This is a genomic window from Secundilactobacillus silagincola, assembly GCF_002583405.1.
Taxonomy (GTDB): domain Bacteria; phylum Bacillota; class Bacilli; order Lactobacillales; family Lactobacillaceae; genus Secundilactobacillus; species Secundilactobacillus silagincola.
In genome coordinates, this window is the sequence record NZ_BCMJ01000005.1 from 41,360 (window position 1) to 58,083 (window position 16,724).

The window sequence follows — 16,724 nt, forward strand, 5'->3', positions numbered from 1 at the left end:
AAGTGATTGCATTATTGCGCAACCATGACCATTGCTGGACGAAGGACCCGATCCTTCAAACGGTAGCCCTTTTGCAGAACCTTGGTGACGTGATCTTTTTGATCATCTGACTCTGCTGGAACCGTTTGAACAGCTTGGTGAATATTCGGATCGAACTTCTCACCTTCAGCCTTGATTTCAGTGACACCATTGCTGGTCAACGCATCCATCAAGTGCTTTTGAACCATTTCAATTCCCTTTTTTAAGGATTCAGCCTGCTCACCTTCAACCGGCGTACTCAGTGCACGCTCCAGATTATCCAGTGCCGGCAAAATATCATGTGCCAACTGCTGACCATCATACTTGATCAAAGCTGCTTGATCTTTTTTATTACGATTCTGAATATTTTGAATCTCAGCTTCAGCACGTAAATATTGATCAGAAGTCTTGTCGAGCTGCTTTTGTAAGCTGTCGACTTGTGCCAGCGCCTTTGCTAAAGCATCGTCAGTTGCAGGCTTCTTATCCTTTGCAGAAGCAGCTTTATCTGCTGACTTAGCTGCGTCAGTCTTTGGCTGCTGCTTGTTACCTTTTGCATTACTTTTAGCAGACTGCTGTGTGTCTTTTTGCTCGTCCGCTTTGTTATTTGCTGCTTGGTTTTCCTTATCTTCAGCCACTATAACACCCCTTTACTACTGATCAAAATAGCGATAATAATCAATGAGCCGCTGCGCTAGCTCTTGCCGGAAAGCACCAACTAAACCAATCATCCGTGAATATGGCATCCGTGTTGGTCCCAATAAGGCAATCACACCTTTACCATGATCCCCGGCCTCATAGGTTGCAGTAATTAAACTGTAGTCCTTTAAGATATCGTTGGTCATTTCACTGCCAATCTTCACCTGAATACGATCAGATGGCTTACCTAAGACGTCTGCCATATCATCACTGTGATCCATTAAGGTATACAACGACTTCAATTCATCCACGTCATTACTGTCAGAAAAACTCAACAGGTTGAGACGACCACCGACGTAAAACCGCTCTTGTGCGGCCTGCGTCAAGACATCGCCAAACACCTTTAAGAATCCTTCAGGCTGTTGCAGATAGTTAGCAACCTGCATTGGAATGTCAGACTTCAACGCTTCCAGTACTTCGTCTAACGGCTTGCCAATCAACTGGTCATTGATCAGTCGCACCACGGCTTCAAGCTGGTCACCCGTGATTTTCGGTGTGATGTTGAACGTTTGTGACTCAACATCGCCGTTATCAGTGACTAAAACCGCCATGACCTGCCGCTTGCCCAATGGTACCAGCCTAAACCCACTCAACCGGCTTTGTTTGTGCTCCGGCTTAAGTGAAAAAGCAGTATAGGACGTTAAATTAGATAAAATTTTCGCCGATGTTTCAATAATTTCGTCAATTTTAAGAAATTGACCTTCAAGTGAAGACTTAATGATGTCAATGTCATTGGCTTTGATCGGATCCGGCTGAACCAAATGATCCACGTAGTAACGATACCCCTTCACTGAAGGGATTCGACCGGATGAAGAATGGGTCTTGGCAATCAAGCCCAGTTCTTCCAAAGCGGCCATTTCGTTACGCACCGTTGCTGAGCTGACGTGCATCGGCAACTGTGCTGCTAGCGCCTTGGAACCCACAGGAACACCACTGCTCGTATAATCACGAACAATCGCTTTTAAAATCATATTCTGTCTGTCCGTTAACGTGATCATCACCTCTTTTTAGCACTCAAACAGTTCAAGTGCTAAGACACATATATAATGTATCAAACGCTGTTTTTTAAGTCAAGCATTCAGCTAACATTTTTAGCAATTAATTCATTCGAGTGCTAATTTAGTGACTGGATGTGCCTTAAAATAGTTTTTTGTGTCCTCGGCATCCTGATTTAATTGATGCACTAATCCCTCAACGGAATCAAATTTAATTTCACCACGCAAACGGTAATCCCATTCCACGGTCACAACTTCACCGTAAATGGCTTCGTGAAAATCTAATAGATAGGCTTCAACCGTCACTGGACGTCCTTCACCAAACGTGACGTTTCGACCGATGGACGTCATCGCCGGATGCCATTTACCGTTAACTTTGACACGGGTCACGTAAACGCCGATGCCTGGCAGCCAGTACTTAGCATCATGGCTGACATTGGCGGTTGGGAAACCCAGAGTTCGTCCCCGCGCTTCACCGTGCATCACTGTACCAACGGTCTGATAGCGATAGCCTAATAGACTATTTACCGTTTTAATATCCCCTTGATCCAAATTATGACGGATTCGCGAAGAACCAATCTTTTGAGCCTGTAGTTCCTTTTCACCCACCGTGACGATTTCAAAACGTCCCTTAGCATACTCCGGCAGTTTTGCCATGGTTGCAATCTCTTTTGGCCCGTATGTATGGTCATAACCCGCAACCACAACCTGCGCGTGAAAGGCAATCAAATAGTGGTCCACGAATTCCTGCGGTGTTTGGGCAGCAAATTGACTGGCAAAGTTGATCTGATAAACGATATCGACACCAAGCTGTTCAAACAACGCCATTTTGCGGGCGTTAACCGTCAAATAGCGGTTGCGTTCCGGACTTAATTTTTGATAAACCAATGCCGGGTGATGATCATAAGTCAAAACGGCTAATGCCACGCCCCGTTCATCTGCAATGCTGCGAGCACGGTTGATCACCGCCTGATGGCCAAGATGAACACCATCAAAGAAGCCCATAGCCAAAACAACCGGCTTGTCAATGACGTCAGCCGTTGTTAATGGATGATGAATTTTAATTACTCGCATATTATTGTCCCAACTTTCTACTTAGTACTAAACATTTTTAACGGTTTATAACGGTTTTCAACCCGCTGATATAAGCACTTGATCTGTCCTTGATATTTGAGTGAAATGATGGGTGCGTCAGTATCAACCTCATCTGGTAAAAGCCAGACACCGTTTTTGACAACGGCCCAGGTTTCATCAGAAATTTCAATCGTAGGGTACTGGGTCAGTACCCGGTCAATTGGGTAGAGAAATTCAACTGCATCGCTTGTCACTTGTTCTCTAAGGTCGGCTAATGATACCGTTTCGTCAATGGTAAAGCCGCCACTTTCAACCCGTGTCAGTGACGACATCACGGCTGGTAATCCCAGTTCAGTGCCAATTTGAACGGCTAACGTCCGCACGTAAGTCCCCTTAGAGCAGGTCACTTCAAAATCAAAGCGCTGAGTACCCGCTGCTGCATCAAACTGACTGTCGCTAGTCCGCTTGAATGACTTGATCGTCACGGTTCGTACGGGACGTTCAACACTTTGACCAGAACGGGCATATTCATACAGCTTTCGCCCGTTCACTTTTACGGCTGAATACATGGGTGGCACCTGAGAGAGCTCACCAACCATACCGGCCATAATGCCATCGATTTGTTCATCTGAGACTGGTTCAGTCATAGTCACCCGCTTGACCTCAGCACCATCCAGATCTTCTGTTTCGGTAGCAAAACCCAACGTTACGCTACCACGGTAAACTTTTTTATGCGTCATCAAATAATCGACGACCTTCGTCGCGCTACCCACACAAATCGGTAGAACACCATCCACGTTGGGATCCAGTGTGCCCGAATGACCAACCTTTTTCATGTGGAGAATTTGACGCACGTGATTCACGCAGTCATGACTTGTCATGCCGCGCTCTTTGTATAGTGGAATAATGCCATCCATTACGACCGCTCCGTTTCCTATAAACTGTCTAACTTTGTTATTATATCACGTGAAGAGATGATATCTATACGAAAAAAGTCGCCCGCAGAACTTTCTACGGGCGACTTTTTACTTACAGATTGGAATCTTCTCGATGTAACTTGTTGAGTAATTGATCGATATGACTCCCATATTGGACGGATTCATCTCGTTCGAATGTGAGTTCCGGTACCTTGAAAATATTCAAGCGGGAACTTAATTCACTACGAATCAAACCGGTCGCTTTGGTTAATCCCTGAGCCGCTTTTTCACCATCAGAGGCCTTATCAGACAAGATACTGTAATAAATCGTTGCTTGCTGATAATCACCGGTGACAACAACACCCGTTACGGTGATGTCTTGTACTCGTGGATCGCGAACCCGTTTCAGTAAGATATCATTAACTTCTCGCTGAATTTCCTGTTCAAGCCGTCCTACACGATAATGTGCCATTTATCTAACACCTCGTTAGCTCTCTATTCTATTGGAACTTCCTTCATAACGTAAGCTTCAATAACATCTCCGACTTTAATGTCGTTGTAGTTTTCGATGGTCAATCCTAATTCATGACCCTGCTTAACATCGTTAACGTCATCCTTAAAGCGCTTCAAGCTGCCTAACTTACCTTCGTAGACAACCACTGAATCACGAATCAAGCGGACATCGCTGTCACTTGAAATATGACCATCAGTAACCATCCCGCCGGCAATTGTCCCAACTTTAGATGCTTTGAAGATATCTCTGACTTCAACTTCACCGATGACTTCTTCTTTATAAGTTGGTTCAAGCTTACCCTTCATGGCGTGTTCGATTTCATCGATAGCGTTATAGATAACCCGGTGCAAACGAATATCCACGTTGTCTTGGTCAGCTTGTGACTTGGCTTGTGGTGTTGGCCGAACGTTAAACCCGATAATGATCGCGTTACTTGCTTCAGCCAAGGTAACATCACTTTCGTTGATTGCACCAACGGCGGTATGGATGATGTTAACACGGACACCTTCAACTTCAATCTTCTTGAGACTGTTAGCCAATGCTTCAACGGAACCTTGAACGTCGGCTTTAATAATAACATCGACTTCCTTCATTTCCCCTTCTTTCATAGTATCAAAGAGGTTATCAAGGGTCACTGTGTTCTTAGTACGACGTTCTTCCATCAAGGCGTTCTTAGCCCGTTCTTCACCAGCTGCGCGGGCAGTCTTTTCGTCATCGAAGACAACGAAGCGATCCCCAGCTTCTGGCACGTCACTTAAACCAGTAATTTCAACTGGTGTTGATGGTAATGCCTTCTTGATTTCCTTACCGCGTTCGTTTTCCATTGTCCGAACCCGGCCAAAGGTATTACCAACCACGATTGGGTCACCAGTGTGCATGGTCCCTTGTTGAATCAGCAATGTTGCAACGGAACCCTTACCTTGATCCAACTTGGCTTCGATAACTGAACCAGCAGCGTTTTGCTGTGGGTTAGCTTTCAATTCCATGACTTCAGATTGTAACAGGATCATGTCCAGCAATTCATCAATGTTCTTACCGAACTTAGCTGAAATCTGAACAAAGATCGTGTCGCCACCCCAGTCTTCAGGAATCAAACCGTATTCGGTCAGCTGTTCCATGACGTGGTTCGGGTTAGCACCCGGCTTATCGATCTTGTTAACCGCAACAATAATTGGTGTCTTTGCGGCTTGGGCATGGTGAATCGCTTCAATGGTTTGAGGCATTACACCATCGTCGGCAGCAACCACTAAGACAGTGATATCGGTAATATCAGCACCACGAGCCCGCATTTCAGTGAAGGCCGCGTGTCCAGGGGTATCCAAGAAGGTAATGGTCTTACCTTTATGCTTCAATTGGTAAGCACCAATGGCTTGGGTAATCCCACCAGCTTCACCAGCCGTGATATGAGAATGACGTAAATGGTCCAGCAAGGTGGTCTTACCATGATCAACGTGACCCATGATAGTGACAACTGGTGGCCGAGTTTCAAGGTGATCCGTATTGTTGGATTCTTCTTCAAAGGTTTTATCGATATCAGCAACATCGACTTCGACCTTTTCTTGAGCTTCAATCCCATAATCAGCAGCTAAAATCTCAATGGTATCCTTATCCAATGACTGGTTTTGGTTAGCCATGACGCCAAGCATGAATAACTTCTTGACGATTTCAGATGGTTCACGGTGAAGAATTTTACCCAGATCTTGAGCGTTCATGCCAACTTGGTAAACCAAAGTTTCTGGTAATGCCTTGTTCTTACGTTCAGGTGCACCCTTTTGGTGATTGGTTTCCTTGATCCGCTGATTCTTCTTGCTGTACTTCTTAGTAAAGTTGTTACGGCGACGATTGTTATTCCGGTTGTTACGACTATTCCGGCTATTACTGTTACGGCCGTTACCGTTGTTTAAACTGCCGCCAAAGCGACCTGACCCACCGCGGTTGGCATTGTTGCTGTTACCGTTGCTTTGTGAGTGGTTGCTGCTTTGACTGCGGTTATTATTGTTCGACTGGGAACGGTTATTGTTATTAGACTGTGAACGGTTGTTTGACTGTCCACGGTTAGCTGATTGACTGTGATTAGTCGATTGGCTACGGTTATTCGACTGCGTGTGGTTAGTCGATTGATTATGGTTCGTCGACTGACTGCGGTTACTGGTCGAATGATTTTGACCATTTGAATGGTTGCCGTTGTTCGACTGGCTACGAGTATGCGAACTTTGATTGTTTGATTGCCCGTTACTATGACTATTCTGGGTACTGCTCGTACTTTGATGATGGTCACGGTTTTGAGCGGGTTTTGCAGACTGAGCAGGCTTGGCCTGACTTGATTGACTCTTATTGGTGGTCTTACCTTTGTTTGAGAAGGTTTCTCGCAATTGTCGTTCCTCGTTGCTTCCTAATGTTGACATATGATTTTTAACGTCGTAGCCCTTTTCTTGAGCCTTATCAAGAATGGCTTTACTTGATACGTTGAGTTCTTTAGCTAATTCGTAAATTCGCTTTTTGCCCATATCTTCACTCTCCTTTGGTATTAACTAGTTCATTAAGCTTCCTAGCAAATCCAGGATCTTTAACGCCGTAAGCTGAACGGTTCATGCCCGTCGCTTGGCTTAGTTGTTCCTTTGTAAACGCGGTAATTAAGTCAACGTGGTAAAACGCGGCTTTATCACTTAACTTTTTCATGCTGCTGGGACCAGCATCACTGGCTAAAATCACCACTGAAATGCTCTGGTTCCTAATCGCTTTCAAAACAAATCCTTCGCCAGTCACTAATTGATTAGCCCGACGAACGAGTCCTAAAAGCTGTAAAAATGAGTTAGGCTTTTCCATTTTCAAATAATTCACGACGAGCTTGTTGATGGTCCACGTAAGCCACCAAGTCGTCGTAAAATTGAGAATCGACCTTTGTTTCAAAGACCTTATCAAAAGTGCGTTCTTTTTGAGCTCGCTTAGCAATCTCAACGTTCAATGAAATATAAGCCCCACGGCCTGATTTCTTTCCCGTTGGATCAACGGACACGTTGTTATCCTTATCGCGAACGATACGGACCAAGTCTTTTTTCGGCGCCATTTCACCGGTCACAATGTCTTTTCTCATTGGTACCTTGCGTTTCTTCATGTACGCTTACCTCCTAGTCTTCAGTACCGTCATCCTCAGAAGTTTCTGGGGTCTCTTCAGGTTCTGAATCGGTGGCTGAATCAACCACATCATCCGTGGTTTGATCAACCGTTTCTTCAGCTGCTTCATCACTTGGCGCTTCCACCTGTGACTCTTCACTGTCAGTACTATCGGCATCAGAACTATCAGTCTTGCCAAAAATTGACTCAGCTTCGGTTTCGGACTTGATATCGATCTTATAACCCGTCAACTTAGCTGCCAACCGAGCGTTTTGACCCCGTTTACCAATTGCCAATGATAATTGATAATCAGGCACGATAACGGTACATGCCCGTTCGTTGTTTTCGTCAAAAATGACGTCGATTACTTCGGCTGGATTCAAAGCGTTAGCAATGAACTTAGCTTCGTCATCCGTCCATTCAACGATATCCATGTTTTCGCCATCAAGTTCTGACACGATGGCTTGAACCCGCTGACCACGAGGACCAACAGAAGTCCCAACCGGGTCAACATCCGGATTATTTGAACGAACAGCCACTTTAGCGCGGTCACCCGCTTCACGGGCAATCGACATGATCTCAACGGTACCATCGTAGATTTCCGGAATTTCTTCTTCAAATAACCGTTTCAGCAAGCCCGAATCAGTCCGGCTAACGAACACTTGGGGACCCTTAGCGGCGTTTTCAACTCTGGTGACGTACACCTTGATGCGATCGTGCATCCGGTAAGTTTCGTTAGGCATCTGATCCTGACGACTCATAACGGCTTCCACGTTCCCTAGGTTAACATAAACAAATCGGTTATCTTGGCGTTCAACCTCACCAGTGATAATCTCGTTTTCGTATTGGCTGTATTGATCAAAAATTAATGACCGTTCAGCTTCACGAACTCGTTGCATGATAACCTGCTTAGCCGTTTGCGCTGCAATACGGCCGAAGTTTTTAGGGGTGACTTCAAATTTAATATCGTCGCCTAATTCATACCCTCGACTGACCTGCAAAGCATCGTCTAGGCTAACTTCCAAACGGGAATCATAAACTTGATCAACGACTTTCTTAACTGCATAAACGTGAACGTCGCCCTTTTTTTGGTCAAAATCCACTTCAACGTTTTGTGCTTGGCCGTAGTTCCGCTTATAAGCAGAAGTTAATGCAGCTTCAAGCGCATCGATCACAATTTCTTTTTTGATACCCTTCTCTTTTTCCAGTGTATCAAGGGCACCTACTAATTCTTTACTCATTACGTATAGTCTCCTTTAGCTGTTAAAACTTAATTGCTAATCGTGCTTTGGCAACGTTTTTTCTTGGAATGACCAAATCTTTCATACGACCCTTTAGATTAACCTTTAAGCCTAATTCATCATCATTAACAGAAGTCAATGTTCCTTCGTATGCTTTTTCCCCGTTCACTTTTTGATAGAACGAAAGGTGAACGTAGTGACCAACCGCCCGTTCATAGTCAGCTTCTTTTTTCAGCGGCCGTTCAGCACCCGGTGAGGATACCTCCAAGAAATACGCTTGGGGAATTGGATCGGGATCGATATTATCCAGTTTTTCGCTTAACTCATCACTTACTAATGCGCATTCATCAATCGTAATGCCACCAGGTTTGTCGATGTAAAGCCGTAAATACCAACTTTTACCCTCGCGAACAAACTCAACGTCCACCAGTTCAAAATGATGGGCATCCACAATCGGTTTCGCTAGAGCTGAAACAATGTCTACGACGTTATCCAATCTTTTACCTCCAATACCATTTTTCCAATAAAAAGAGCGAGCATCGCTGCTCACTCCTTTCCGAAATATCTACAACTCATATAATATCACAAAGCCACAGCAATAGCAAACTGAAAGCGCGCTGCTATGCTAACTCTGCCTTGTTTGGCTTACATCATATCAAAGAGACTTAACTGGTTCTCATCTGGCAAGCCATCAAGAACACCGTTATCCGTCATGAATTCAATCAGCGTTTTAGAAACTTTACCACGTTTAGCCAAATCTTCCTTTGAAAGAAACGGCTTATCTTCGCGGGCGGCAACAATTTGCTTAGCCACGTTCAGGCCAAGTCCTGGGGCAGCATCAAATGGTGCAATCAAGGTATCACCATCAATCAACCACTCACTGGCAGCCGACTTGTCGATATCGATCATCTTAAATTTAAACCCACGTTCCAGCATTTCATTGGCAAGTTCCAAAACCGTTAACAAGTTTTTATCCTTGGCTGAAGCATCCATACCCTCATCGTTAATTTCCTTCATTTTGGCTTTAACCGAATCCTTACCACGGGACATCGCAACAACATCAAAGTCGTCAGCCCGTACTGAGAAATATGAGGAATAGTAAACCAATGGGAAATATACCTTGAAGTAAGCCACCCGTAAGGCCATCAAATCGTAAGCAGCCGCGTGGGCACGGGGGAACATGTACTTAATTTTCAGACACGAATCAATGTACCAGTCCGGTACCTCGGCTTCCTTCATCTTGTCTTGCCATTCATCAGGAATCCCACGACCCTTACGAACGTGTTCCATGATTTGAAAGGCAATTTCAGAATCCATCCCCCAGTTGATCAAGTCGGTCATGATGTTATCACGACAACCGATAACGTTAGAAATGGTTGCAGTGCCGTTTTTAATTAACTCTTCAGCATTGCCCAACCACACGTCTGTCCCATGAGACAGTCCAGAAATTTGCAGCAATTCCGAGTAATTCTTAGGATGAGTTTCCTCAAGCATACCGCGAACAAATCGGGTACCAAATTCCGGCACACCCAGTGTCCCCGTTTTGGATTGAATTTGTTCCGGCGTCACATGCAAAGACTCAGTCCCAGAAAACAGCGCCATAACGCCAGGATCATCCATTGGAATGGTTTTTGGATCAATACCACTTAAATCTTGCAACATCCGAATCATGGTTGGATCATCATGACCCAGAATATCGATCTTTAAAATATTGTCATGGATCGAATGGAAATCAAAGTGGGTGGTTTGCCAGGCGGCGTTTTGATCGTCAGCTGGGTATTGAATCGGCGTGAAATCGTAAATGTCCATGTAATCGGGCACAACGATGATTCCGGCCGGATGTTGGCCAGTGGTTCGTTTAACACCAGTAGCGCCCTTAGCTAACCGATCGATTTCAGCGTTTCGGAAATGTTCCTCTTTATCACGCTCGTAAGCTTTGACATAACCATAAGCCGTTTTATCAGCCACGGTGCCAATCGTCCCAGCACGGTAAACGTTCTTTTCACCAAACAAGACCTTGGTGTAGTTATGGGCAATCGGTTGATAGTCACCCGAGAAGTTCAAATCAATATCAGGGACTTTATTCCCAGTAAACCCTAAGAAAGTTTCGAAGGGAATGTTGTGGCCGTCGCCAATCATCAAAGTCCCACATTTTGGACAGTTCTTTTCCGGTAAATCAAAGCCGGAACTGTATTCACCCTTCGTATAGAATTTTGAATACTGGCAGTTGGGGCAACGATAATGCGGTGGCAGCGGATTAACTTCAGTGATTCCCGTCATGGTAGCCACTAAACTAGAACCAACGGACCCACGGGAACCAACTAAGTAACCATCCTTGTTACTCTTAGCTACCAGTCGCTGGGCAATCAGGTAAATCACCGAGAACCCGTTACCAATAATACTTTTCAGCTCACGATCAAGTCGGTGCTGAACTAATTCTGGTAGTGGATCACCATACCACTCATGGGCGGTATTCATGGTCCGCTCGCGGATTTCATCTTCAGCGCCTTCCATCCGTGGTGTGTACAGCTTATCCTTCAAGGGATGAACATCATCAATTTCATCAGCGATAGCATTGGTGTTTGTCACCACGATTTCCTTAGCCTTGTCTTCACCTAAGAAGCTGTAATCGTCTAATAATTCATCGGTTGTACGAAAATGAACATCTGGTAATTCTTGCCGGTTTAAAGGATTAGCTCCCCCCTGCGAATTAATCAAAATTTTCCGGTAAATGGCATCCTCTGGGTTCAAATAGTGCGCATCACCGGTAACCGCAACGGGTTTATCTAATTCTTCACCTAATTTAACCATATTAGTCAAAATTTCTTCTAGGTTCTTCCGGTTTTGAATCAAACCTGAATCGATCAGCGGTTTATACGCTGCTAACGGCTGAACTTCCAAATAATCGTAAAACTTAGCTTTATTTCGCGCTTCCGCATATCCTTTTTGCATCATCGCGGTAAACACTTCGCCGGAATCACATGCGGAACCAATCAGTAAACCGTCTCGTAAAGCCTCAATTTGACTTCTTGGCATCCGCGGCACCCGGTAGAAATAGTCCACGTTAGACTTCGAAACCAATTTGAATAAATTCTTCAATCCATCTTGGGTTTTAGCCAAAATGATGGCGTGTGACGGCCGGGCATGCTTATACGCATCGTTTTCACTCATATGGTCGTTCAATTGGTCATGATACTGAATATTGTAGCGGTCTTCAGCATCCTTCAAAAAGAGGTAGTTCAGGTGCCCAGTTGATTCCGCATCGTAAATCGCCCGGTGATGATGTTCCAAAGAAACGTGGAATTTTTTAGCCAGGGTATTTAACCGGTAACCCTTCAAAGTCGGGTACAGGAATCTCGCCAAAGTCAACGTATCAATGATTGGATTGGTCACTTCAGGCATGTCGTAACGCTGATAACCGGCGTTCATAAACCCGATATCGAAAGTCACGTTATGACCGACAATAATCGCGTCACCGTAAAATTCTCTAAATAACGTAAAAACTTCTTTTTCTGACTTGGAACCGTGAACCATGTCATCCGTGATACTAGTCAAATTAGTGGTTTGGTCTGACAAATGAAAACCCGGATCAATAAACTCTTCAAACTGATCGATGACTTCTTTTCCCTGCATCTTAACGGCTGACAGTTCAATTACCCGGTCATAGATTGCAGAAAGTCCGGTCGTTTCAACGTCAAAAATGACGTAAGTCGCGCCTTCAAGGGCTCGGTGCTCACTGTTATAACCAATTGGCACGCCATCATCAACGAGGTTCGCTTCCACGCCATAAATCATCTTAATGTCGTTTGCAGAAGCTGTACGGTAAGCTTCAGGAAAGCCCTGGACCCCCGCATGATCGGTAATGGCAATGGCCTTGTGTCCCCATTTTTTGGCTTGTTTGATATAGTCAGAAATTGAGTTAGTGGCGTCCATGGTACTCATGTTGGTGTGCAGGTGCAATTCCACCCGCTTCTCACCTTCAGGCGCCTTGTCTTGCCGACTGGGAACAGTTACCTGATTGATATCATACGCATTTAACACTAAATCGCGCATAAAATTATCTTCTTGGACACTGCCACGGACCCTGATCCAGTCGCCTTCGTTCAAGCCTTCAAACTGGGCTTCATCGCTTTCGTCACGAGAAAATTTCTTGACTGCGATGGAAGAACTGTAATCCGTGATTTCAAGAATCATTAACTTACGGCCTGAACGCAAATCACGAATTTCCTTATTAAAGACGTAACCTTGAACGATCACTGATTTTTCTTCGTCTTCAATCGACGCCAACTGAACGGGTTCTTCATCCATCTTGATTTTTCGACCAATCACGGTAGGCCCACTGGCAGCGACAACGCCCTGTTTTTCACGCTTCTGGTTGGCCACTTTAATAGCGGCAACCGCCTTTTGAGCCAGCTCAGCATCTGACTGAGCCTTTTTTTGCTTAAACTCTTGAATTTTAGCTTGCGAAGCCGATTCATCAATCATCGTGTGAATGGCGAACTTTGGAAAGCCCACTGCTTGGTAACCGTCCTCAATTGGGCCTAAAGCTTGCCCCACTAAGAAATTCTTTACGACTTCGTTTTCCGCCATAAAAATAACACGGTCGTCTTCAACCTTTGGCACTTGATCGCGACAAAGCTCTTGGATTAATGGTGAAGTCACACCACTATGCTGAACGACCCAATTCCAATAATCACCGATCAATCGATTATCAAGCCCGGTTTGATCAGTGTGAATCTCAAAATCAACTTTGGCAATGGACTGAAAAGCTTTCTCCAGCTGTCCCTGAAACGTAGTAAACGTCTCAAAGGGTAAAATCGCTGGTAACTTAAAATTAAAGTGCCACCGTTTTGACTTTTCGTGTACCGTCAATTTCTCCAGTGCTGCTCCTTTAAAGAATGGCTGGCCCGCCAAATCTGATAATTGCAGTTGCTGTAATAGTTTTTGAAATAACGCCTGATGATCTAAGGCCACACCAAACTGCCCCCTTCATTTTTTTGCTTAGTGCCACTATTTTAACGTAAAACGGGCTCGAGACAAAACAAAAGTTGTTTTGTTTTCTCGAGCCCGTCCCACACTAATGATTAATTGTTATTAAATTCTGTATTTTCTGTTTCCGTTTCTTTTAATAAAATTGCGACTGTGTTGCCGACTTCATCAGCCTTAACTTCAACTGTTTCGCCGGTTTTACGAATCTTAATCTCCACAATTCCTTCACTGGCTTTCTTACCAACGGTGATTCGGATTGGTAATCCAATCAAATCAGAGTCAGCAAATTTAACGCCAGCACGTTCTTTACGGTCATCGATAAGCACACGATAACCCGCTTCCGTTAAACTATCCGTTAACTGGTTAGCCAGTTCAACTTGAGTGTCATTCTTAACGTTAACCGGAATCACGTGCAGATCATATGGTGCGATGGCGCGTGGCCATACCAATCCATGTTCGTCAGACTGCTGCTCACTGATTGCGGATAACAGGCGACTAACACCAATACCATAAGAACCCATAATAACGGGTACCGAACGGCCATTTTCATCCAGCACTTTGGCATCAAGTGCTTCTGAATAACGCGTGCCTAATTTGAAGATATGACCGATTTCAATCCCACGGGTAAACTTCAGCTTACCAGCGCCATCTGGCGACATGTCGCCTTCCTTAACGGTTCGGATATCGGTGAATTCATCCACGCGGAAATCACGTTCAACGTTAGCATTAACGTAATGGTAACCATCTTCATCGGCACCTACCACAGCGTTGACCATGTCCTGAACGTAACGGTCAGCCACAATCTTCACGTCGTCGCCAACACCCACTGGACCCAAGGCACCAAACGAAGCGCCAAGGTACTTTTCAGCATCATCATTAGTTGCTGGCGCTAAGAAGTCAGCGTGCAAGAAGTTTTTCAACTTAGTTTCGTTCAGCTCATCATCACCGCGAAGCAATGCTAATACAGGCTTCTCATCAGCAATGTATAGCATGCTCTTAATCAGATTATCGGCATTAACATCTAGTTTAGCTGCCACGTCGTCAATGGTCTTAGCATCGCCAGTGGCAACCTTCTCCAAATCCTTTTGAGCAGCATGTGACTTTTTAGGTGTGTATAAGTTGGTGGCCATTTCAAGGTTAGCAGCGTAGTCGGACTCGTCAACATAGACGATGGTATCTTCACCAATTGGCGCAATGGCAGAGAATTCCTTAGAATCTTTACCGCCCATGGCACCAGCATCCCCGATAATTGTCCGGTACTTCAAACCGATCCGATCAAAGACGCGCTTGTAAGCACCTTCCATTTGGCGATAAACCTTATCTAAATCGTCATAGTTGGTGGAAAATGAATAAGCATCCTTCATAATGAACTCCCGGCCACGTAACAAACCGTAGCGAGGACGTTCTTCATCACGGTACTTGGCCTGAATCTGATACAAAGTCAATGGTAATCGCTTGTATGATTTAATGCTGTCTCGAATTAAAGTCGTGAACGTCTCTTCATGAGTTGGTCCGAGAATGAAATCTGTATCGTGACGGTTCTTGAACTTAAACAACGTTGGACCGTATGTATCATACCGACCAGAATCCTTCCAAAGCTGTGCTGGTAAGACGGTTGGTACGACCATTTCAACGGCATCGATCTTAGCCATTTCTTCTCGGATAATTTTTTCAATATTGCTGAGAACTTGAAATGCGAGAGGCAGATAAGCGTACATCCCTGCTGTCACTTGGCGAATGTAGCCGGCCCTAAGCATCATCTGATGACTTAGTGCTTCAGCATCACTCGGCACCTCTTTCAACGTTGGAATCAGTAACTTTGACTGTTTCATACTCAATTGAACTCCTTTTTAACCGATTTTATTTGATTTATCTAATGAAATAGCGTTCGATGTCATTCCACGTGACCAATAACATTAAAACAACTAAGAAAACCACACCTACTAAGGTAATAGCCGTTTCAACGTTCTCTGACAACGGTTTACGTCGAATACCTTCAATCACATTAAGTAATATTTTACCACCATCAAGTGCTGGAATTGGCAATAAATTCACAATTCCCAAGTTCAGTGACAAGAAGGCCAGAAAACTGAGGACACCAAGAATTCCCTCAGAAGCTGCTGTGGATGTCGTCGCAAAGATTGCCACTGGCCCACCTAAATCATTCAGACTAAAATGACCGGAAACCATTGACCAAATTGCTGCTAACAAACGCGCCGTCATTTGCCATGTCTGAGTAAAGCCAGACACCAGCATGGCACCCATATCATGATTATGATACTGAGTAATACCTATGACACCAATGGTTTTGTTATTAGCCTTACTAGCAGCTGGCACCATCTTGACTGTCTTAGTCTGATTACCGCTCTTAACCTTAAACGTGGTTTGTTTATGCGCGCGGTCTTGAATCTGAGCTGCAATCTGATTCCAATCATTGACCTTTTTGCCGTTCACTTCTGTAATGTAATCGCCATTCTTGATACCAGCCGAACGGGCAACCGTAACATCCGAAGTTGTGGGACTAACACGATTACTATTATTGGTGACACCACCAGCCACAAACGTCAGAATCGTATAAACGATAATGGCTAAAATAAAGTTATTCATTGGGCCGGCAAAGTTTGTCATCAAACGATGGCCTAGACTAGCGGACTGAAATTGAACATCTCTCGGTGCAATCCTCACTTCGGTACCATCGTTTTCGATAATGGTGGCATCATGAGCAACATAATAGCGCTTAACCTCACTCTCATCGCCATTTTCATAGCCTTCGATCCAAAGTTCATCCTCCAGATCAGTGGCAGTCACAGCCATGGGAATACCGTTAAACAACGTTGATTTTTTACTCGTATTGATCCGGGTCACCCGATCATTATCACCCACATACAGGCTCACAGGTGTCCCAGGTTTTAATTCGTCCTCATCATCTTCAGCCCCTGCCATCCGAACGTAACCACCAACTGGCAATAGCCGAATCGTGTAGGTCGTATCGGTGGTACGATAATTAAACAGTTTGGGACCCATTCCGATTGAAAATTCACGCACCAGGATTCCCGCCCGCTTGGCGAAGAAAAAGTGACCAAATTCGTGAATAAAAACAATCAGACCAAACACGATGATGAAGGTAATAATGGTCGTAATCACAGACGTCGATCCTTTCGTAATA

Annotated in this window: 13 protein-coding genes; all 13 read right to left on the minus strand. The window is 44.6% G+C overall.

Features of this window, described 5'->3' with window-relative positions:
• Positions 1-11: 11 nt before the first annotated feature.
• Positions 12-653 (minus strand): nucleotide exchange factor GrpE, encoded by a 642-nt coding sequence (grpE, locus tag CES82_RS07190; RefSeq protein ID WP_098824913.1) that lies wholly within the window; start codon positions 651-653, stop codon positions 12-14.
• 15 nt (positions 654-668) lie between these two features.
• A complete protein-coding gene (gene hrcA / locus CES82_RS07195; RefSeq protein WP_098824915.1) occupies positions 669-1,712 on the minus strand; it encodes a heat-inducible transcriptional repressor HrcA in 1,044 nt (347 codons plus the stop codon).
• A 105-nt stretch (positions 1,713-1,817) separates the two neighbouring features.
• The gene (ribF, locus tag CES82_RS07200) at positions 1,818-2,783 is read right to left on the minus strand and encodes a riboflavin biosynthesis protein RibF (RefSeq protein WP_098824917.1); all 966 of its coding nucleotides are present in this window, start codon (positions 2,781-2,783) and stop codon (positions 1,818-1,820) included.
• A gap of 17 nt (positions 2,784-2,800) precedes the next feature.
• Positions 2,801-3,700 carry a tRNA pseudouridine(55) synthase TruB gene (gene truB, locus CES82_RS07205; RefSeq protein WP_098824919.1) on the minus strand — a complete coding sequence of 300 codons (900 nt, stop codon included), beginning with the start codon at positions 3,698-3,700 and terminating at the stop codon, positions 2,801-2,803.
• Positions 3,701-3,812: 112 nt separating this feature from the next.
• On the minus strand, positions 3,813-4,172 hold the full coding sequence (gene rbfA, locus CES82_RS07210) for a 30S ribosome-binding factor RbfA (protein WP_098824921.1): 360 nt from the start codon (positions 4,170-4,172) through the stop codon (positions 3,813-3,815).
• A 23-nt stretch (positions 4,173-4,195) separates the two neighbouring features.
• On the minus strand, positions 4,196-6,721 hold the full coding sequence (gene infB, locus CES82_RS07215) for a translation initiation factor IF-2 (RefSeq protein WP_098824923.1): 2,526 nt from the start codon (positions 6,719-6,721) through the stop codon (positions 4,196-4,198).
• Positions 6,722-6,725: 4 nt separating this feature from the next.
• On the minus strand, positions 6,726-7,055 hold the full coding sequence (locus CES82_RS07220) for a L7Ae/L30e/S12e/Gadd45 family ribosomal protein (RefSeq protein ID WP_225364868.1): 330 nt from the start codon (positions 7,053-7,055) through the stop codon (positions 6,726-6,728).
• A complete protein-coding gene (gene rnpM, locus CES82_RS07225; RefSeq protein ID WP_089087962.1) occupies positions 7,027-7,329 on the minus strand; it encodes an RNase P modulator RnpM in 303 nt (100 codons plus the stop codon). Before rnpM ends, CES82_RS07220 begins: the two co-directional genes overlap by 29 nt.
• A 13-nt stretch (positions 7,330-7,342) precedes the next feature.
• Complete coding sequence (nusA, locus tag CES82_RS07230; RefSeq protein ID WP_098824927.1) at positions 7,343-8,569, minus strand: transcription termination factor NusA; 1,227 nt, start codon at positions 8,567-8,569, stop codon at positions 7,343-7,345.
• Positions 8,570-8,591: 22 nt separating this feature from the next.
• Entirely contained in the window at positions 8,592-9,065 is a 474-nt protein-coding gene (gene rimP, locus CES82_RS07235) for a ribosome maturation factor RimP (protein WP_098824929.1), read from the minus strand.
• A gap of 149 nt (positions 9,066-9,214) precedes the next feature.
• Positions 9,215-13,543, minus strand: coding sequence for a PolC-type DNA polymerase III (locus CES82_RS07240; RefSeq protein ID WP_098824931.1), 4,329 nt, complete (start codon positions 13,541-13,543; stop codon positions 9,215-9,217).
• Positions 13,544-13,653: 110 nt separating this feature from the next.
• On the minus strand, positions 13,654-15,390 hold the full coding sequence (locus CES82_RS07245) for a proline--tRNA ligase (protein WP_098824933.1): 1,737 nt from the start codon (positions 15,388-15,390) through the stop codon (positions 13,654-13,656).
• 37 nt (positions 15,391-15,427) lie between these two features.
• Positions 15,428-16,702: an RIP metalloprotease RseP gene (gene rseP / locus CES82_RS07250; RefSeq protein WP_098824935.1), complete on the minus strand. Its 1,275-nt coding sequence runs from the start codon at positions 16,700-16,702 to the stop codon at positions 15,428-15,430.
• Positions 16,703-16,724: the final 22 nt, after the last annotated feature.

What these genes read in the sequence shown, in the direction of transcription:
- hrcA (WP_098824915.1), bottom strand. Translation starts at nt 1,712, where the DNA reads ATGATCACGTTAACGGACAGACAGAATATGATTTTAAAAGCGATTGTT.
- ribF (WP_098824917.1), bottom strand. Translation starts at nt 2,783, where the DNA reads ATGCGAGTAATTAAAATTCATCATCCATTAACAACGGCTGACGTCATT.
- truB (WP_098824919.1), bottom strand. Translation starts at nt 3,700, where the DNA reads ATGGATGGCATTATTCCACTATACAAAGAGCGCGGCATGACAAGTCAT.
- rbfA (WP_098824921.1), bottom strand. Translation starts at nt 4,172, where the DNA reads ATGGCACATTATCGTGTAGGACGGCTTGAACAGGAAATTCAGCGAGAA.
- infB (WP_098824923.1), bottom strand. Translation starts at nt 6,721, where the DNA reads ATGGGCAAAAAGCGAATTTACGAATTAGCTAAAGAACTCAACGTATCA.
- rnpM (WP_089087962.1), bottom strand. Translation starts at nt 7,329, where the DNA reads ATGAAGAAACGCAAGGTACCAATGAGAAAAGACATTGTGACCGGTGAA.
- nusA (WP_098824927.1), bottom strand. Translation starts at nt 8,569, where the DNA reads ATGAGTAAAGAATTAGTAGGTGCCCTTGATACACTGGAAAAAGAGAAG.
- CES82_RS07245 (WP_098824933.1), bottom strand. Translation starts at nt 15,390, where the DNA reads ATGAAACAGTCAAAGTTACTGATTCCAACGTTGAAAGAGGTGCCGAGT.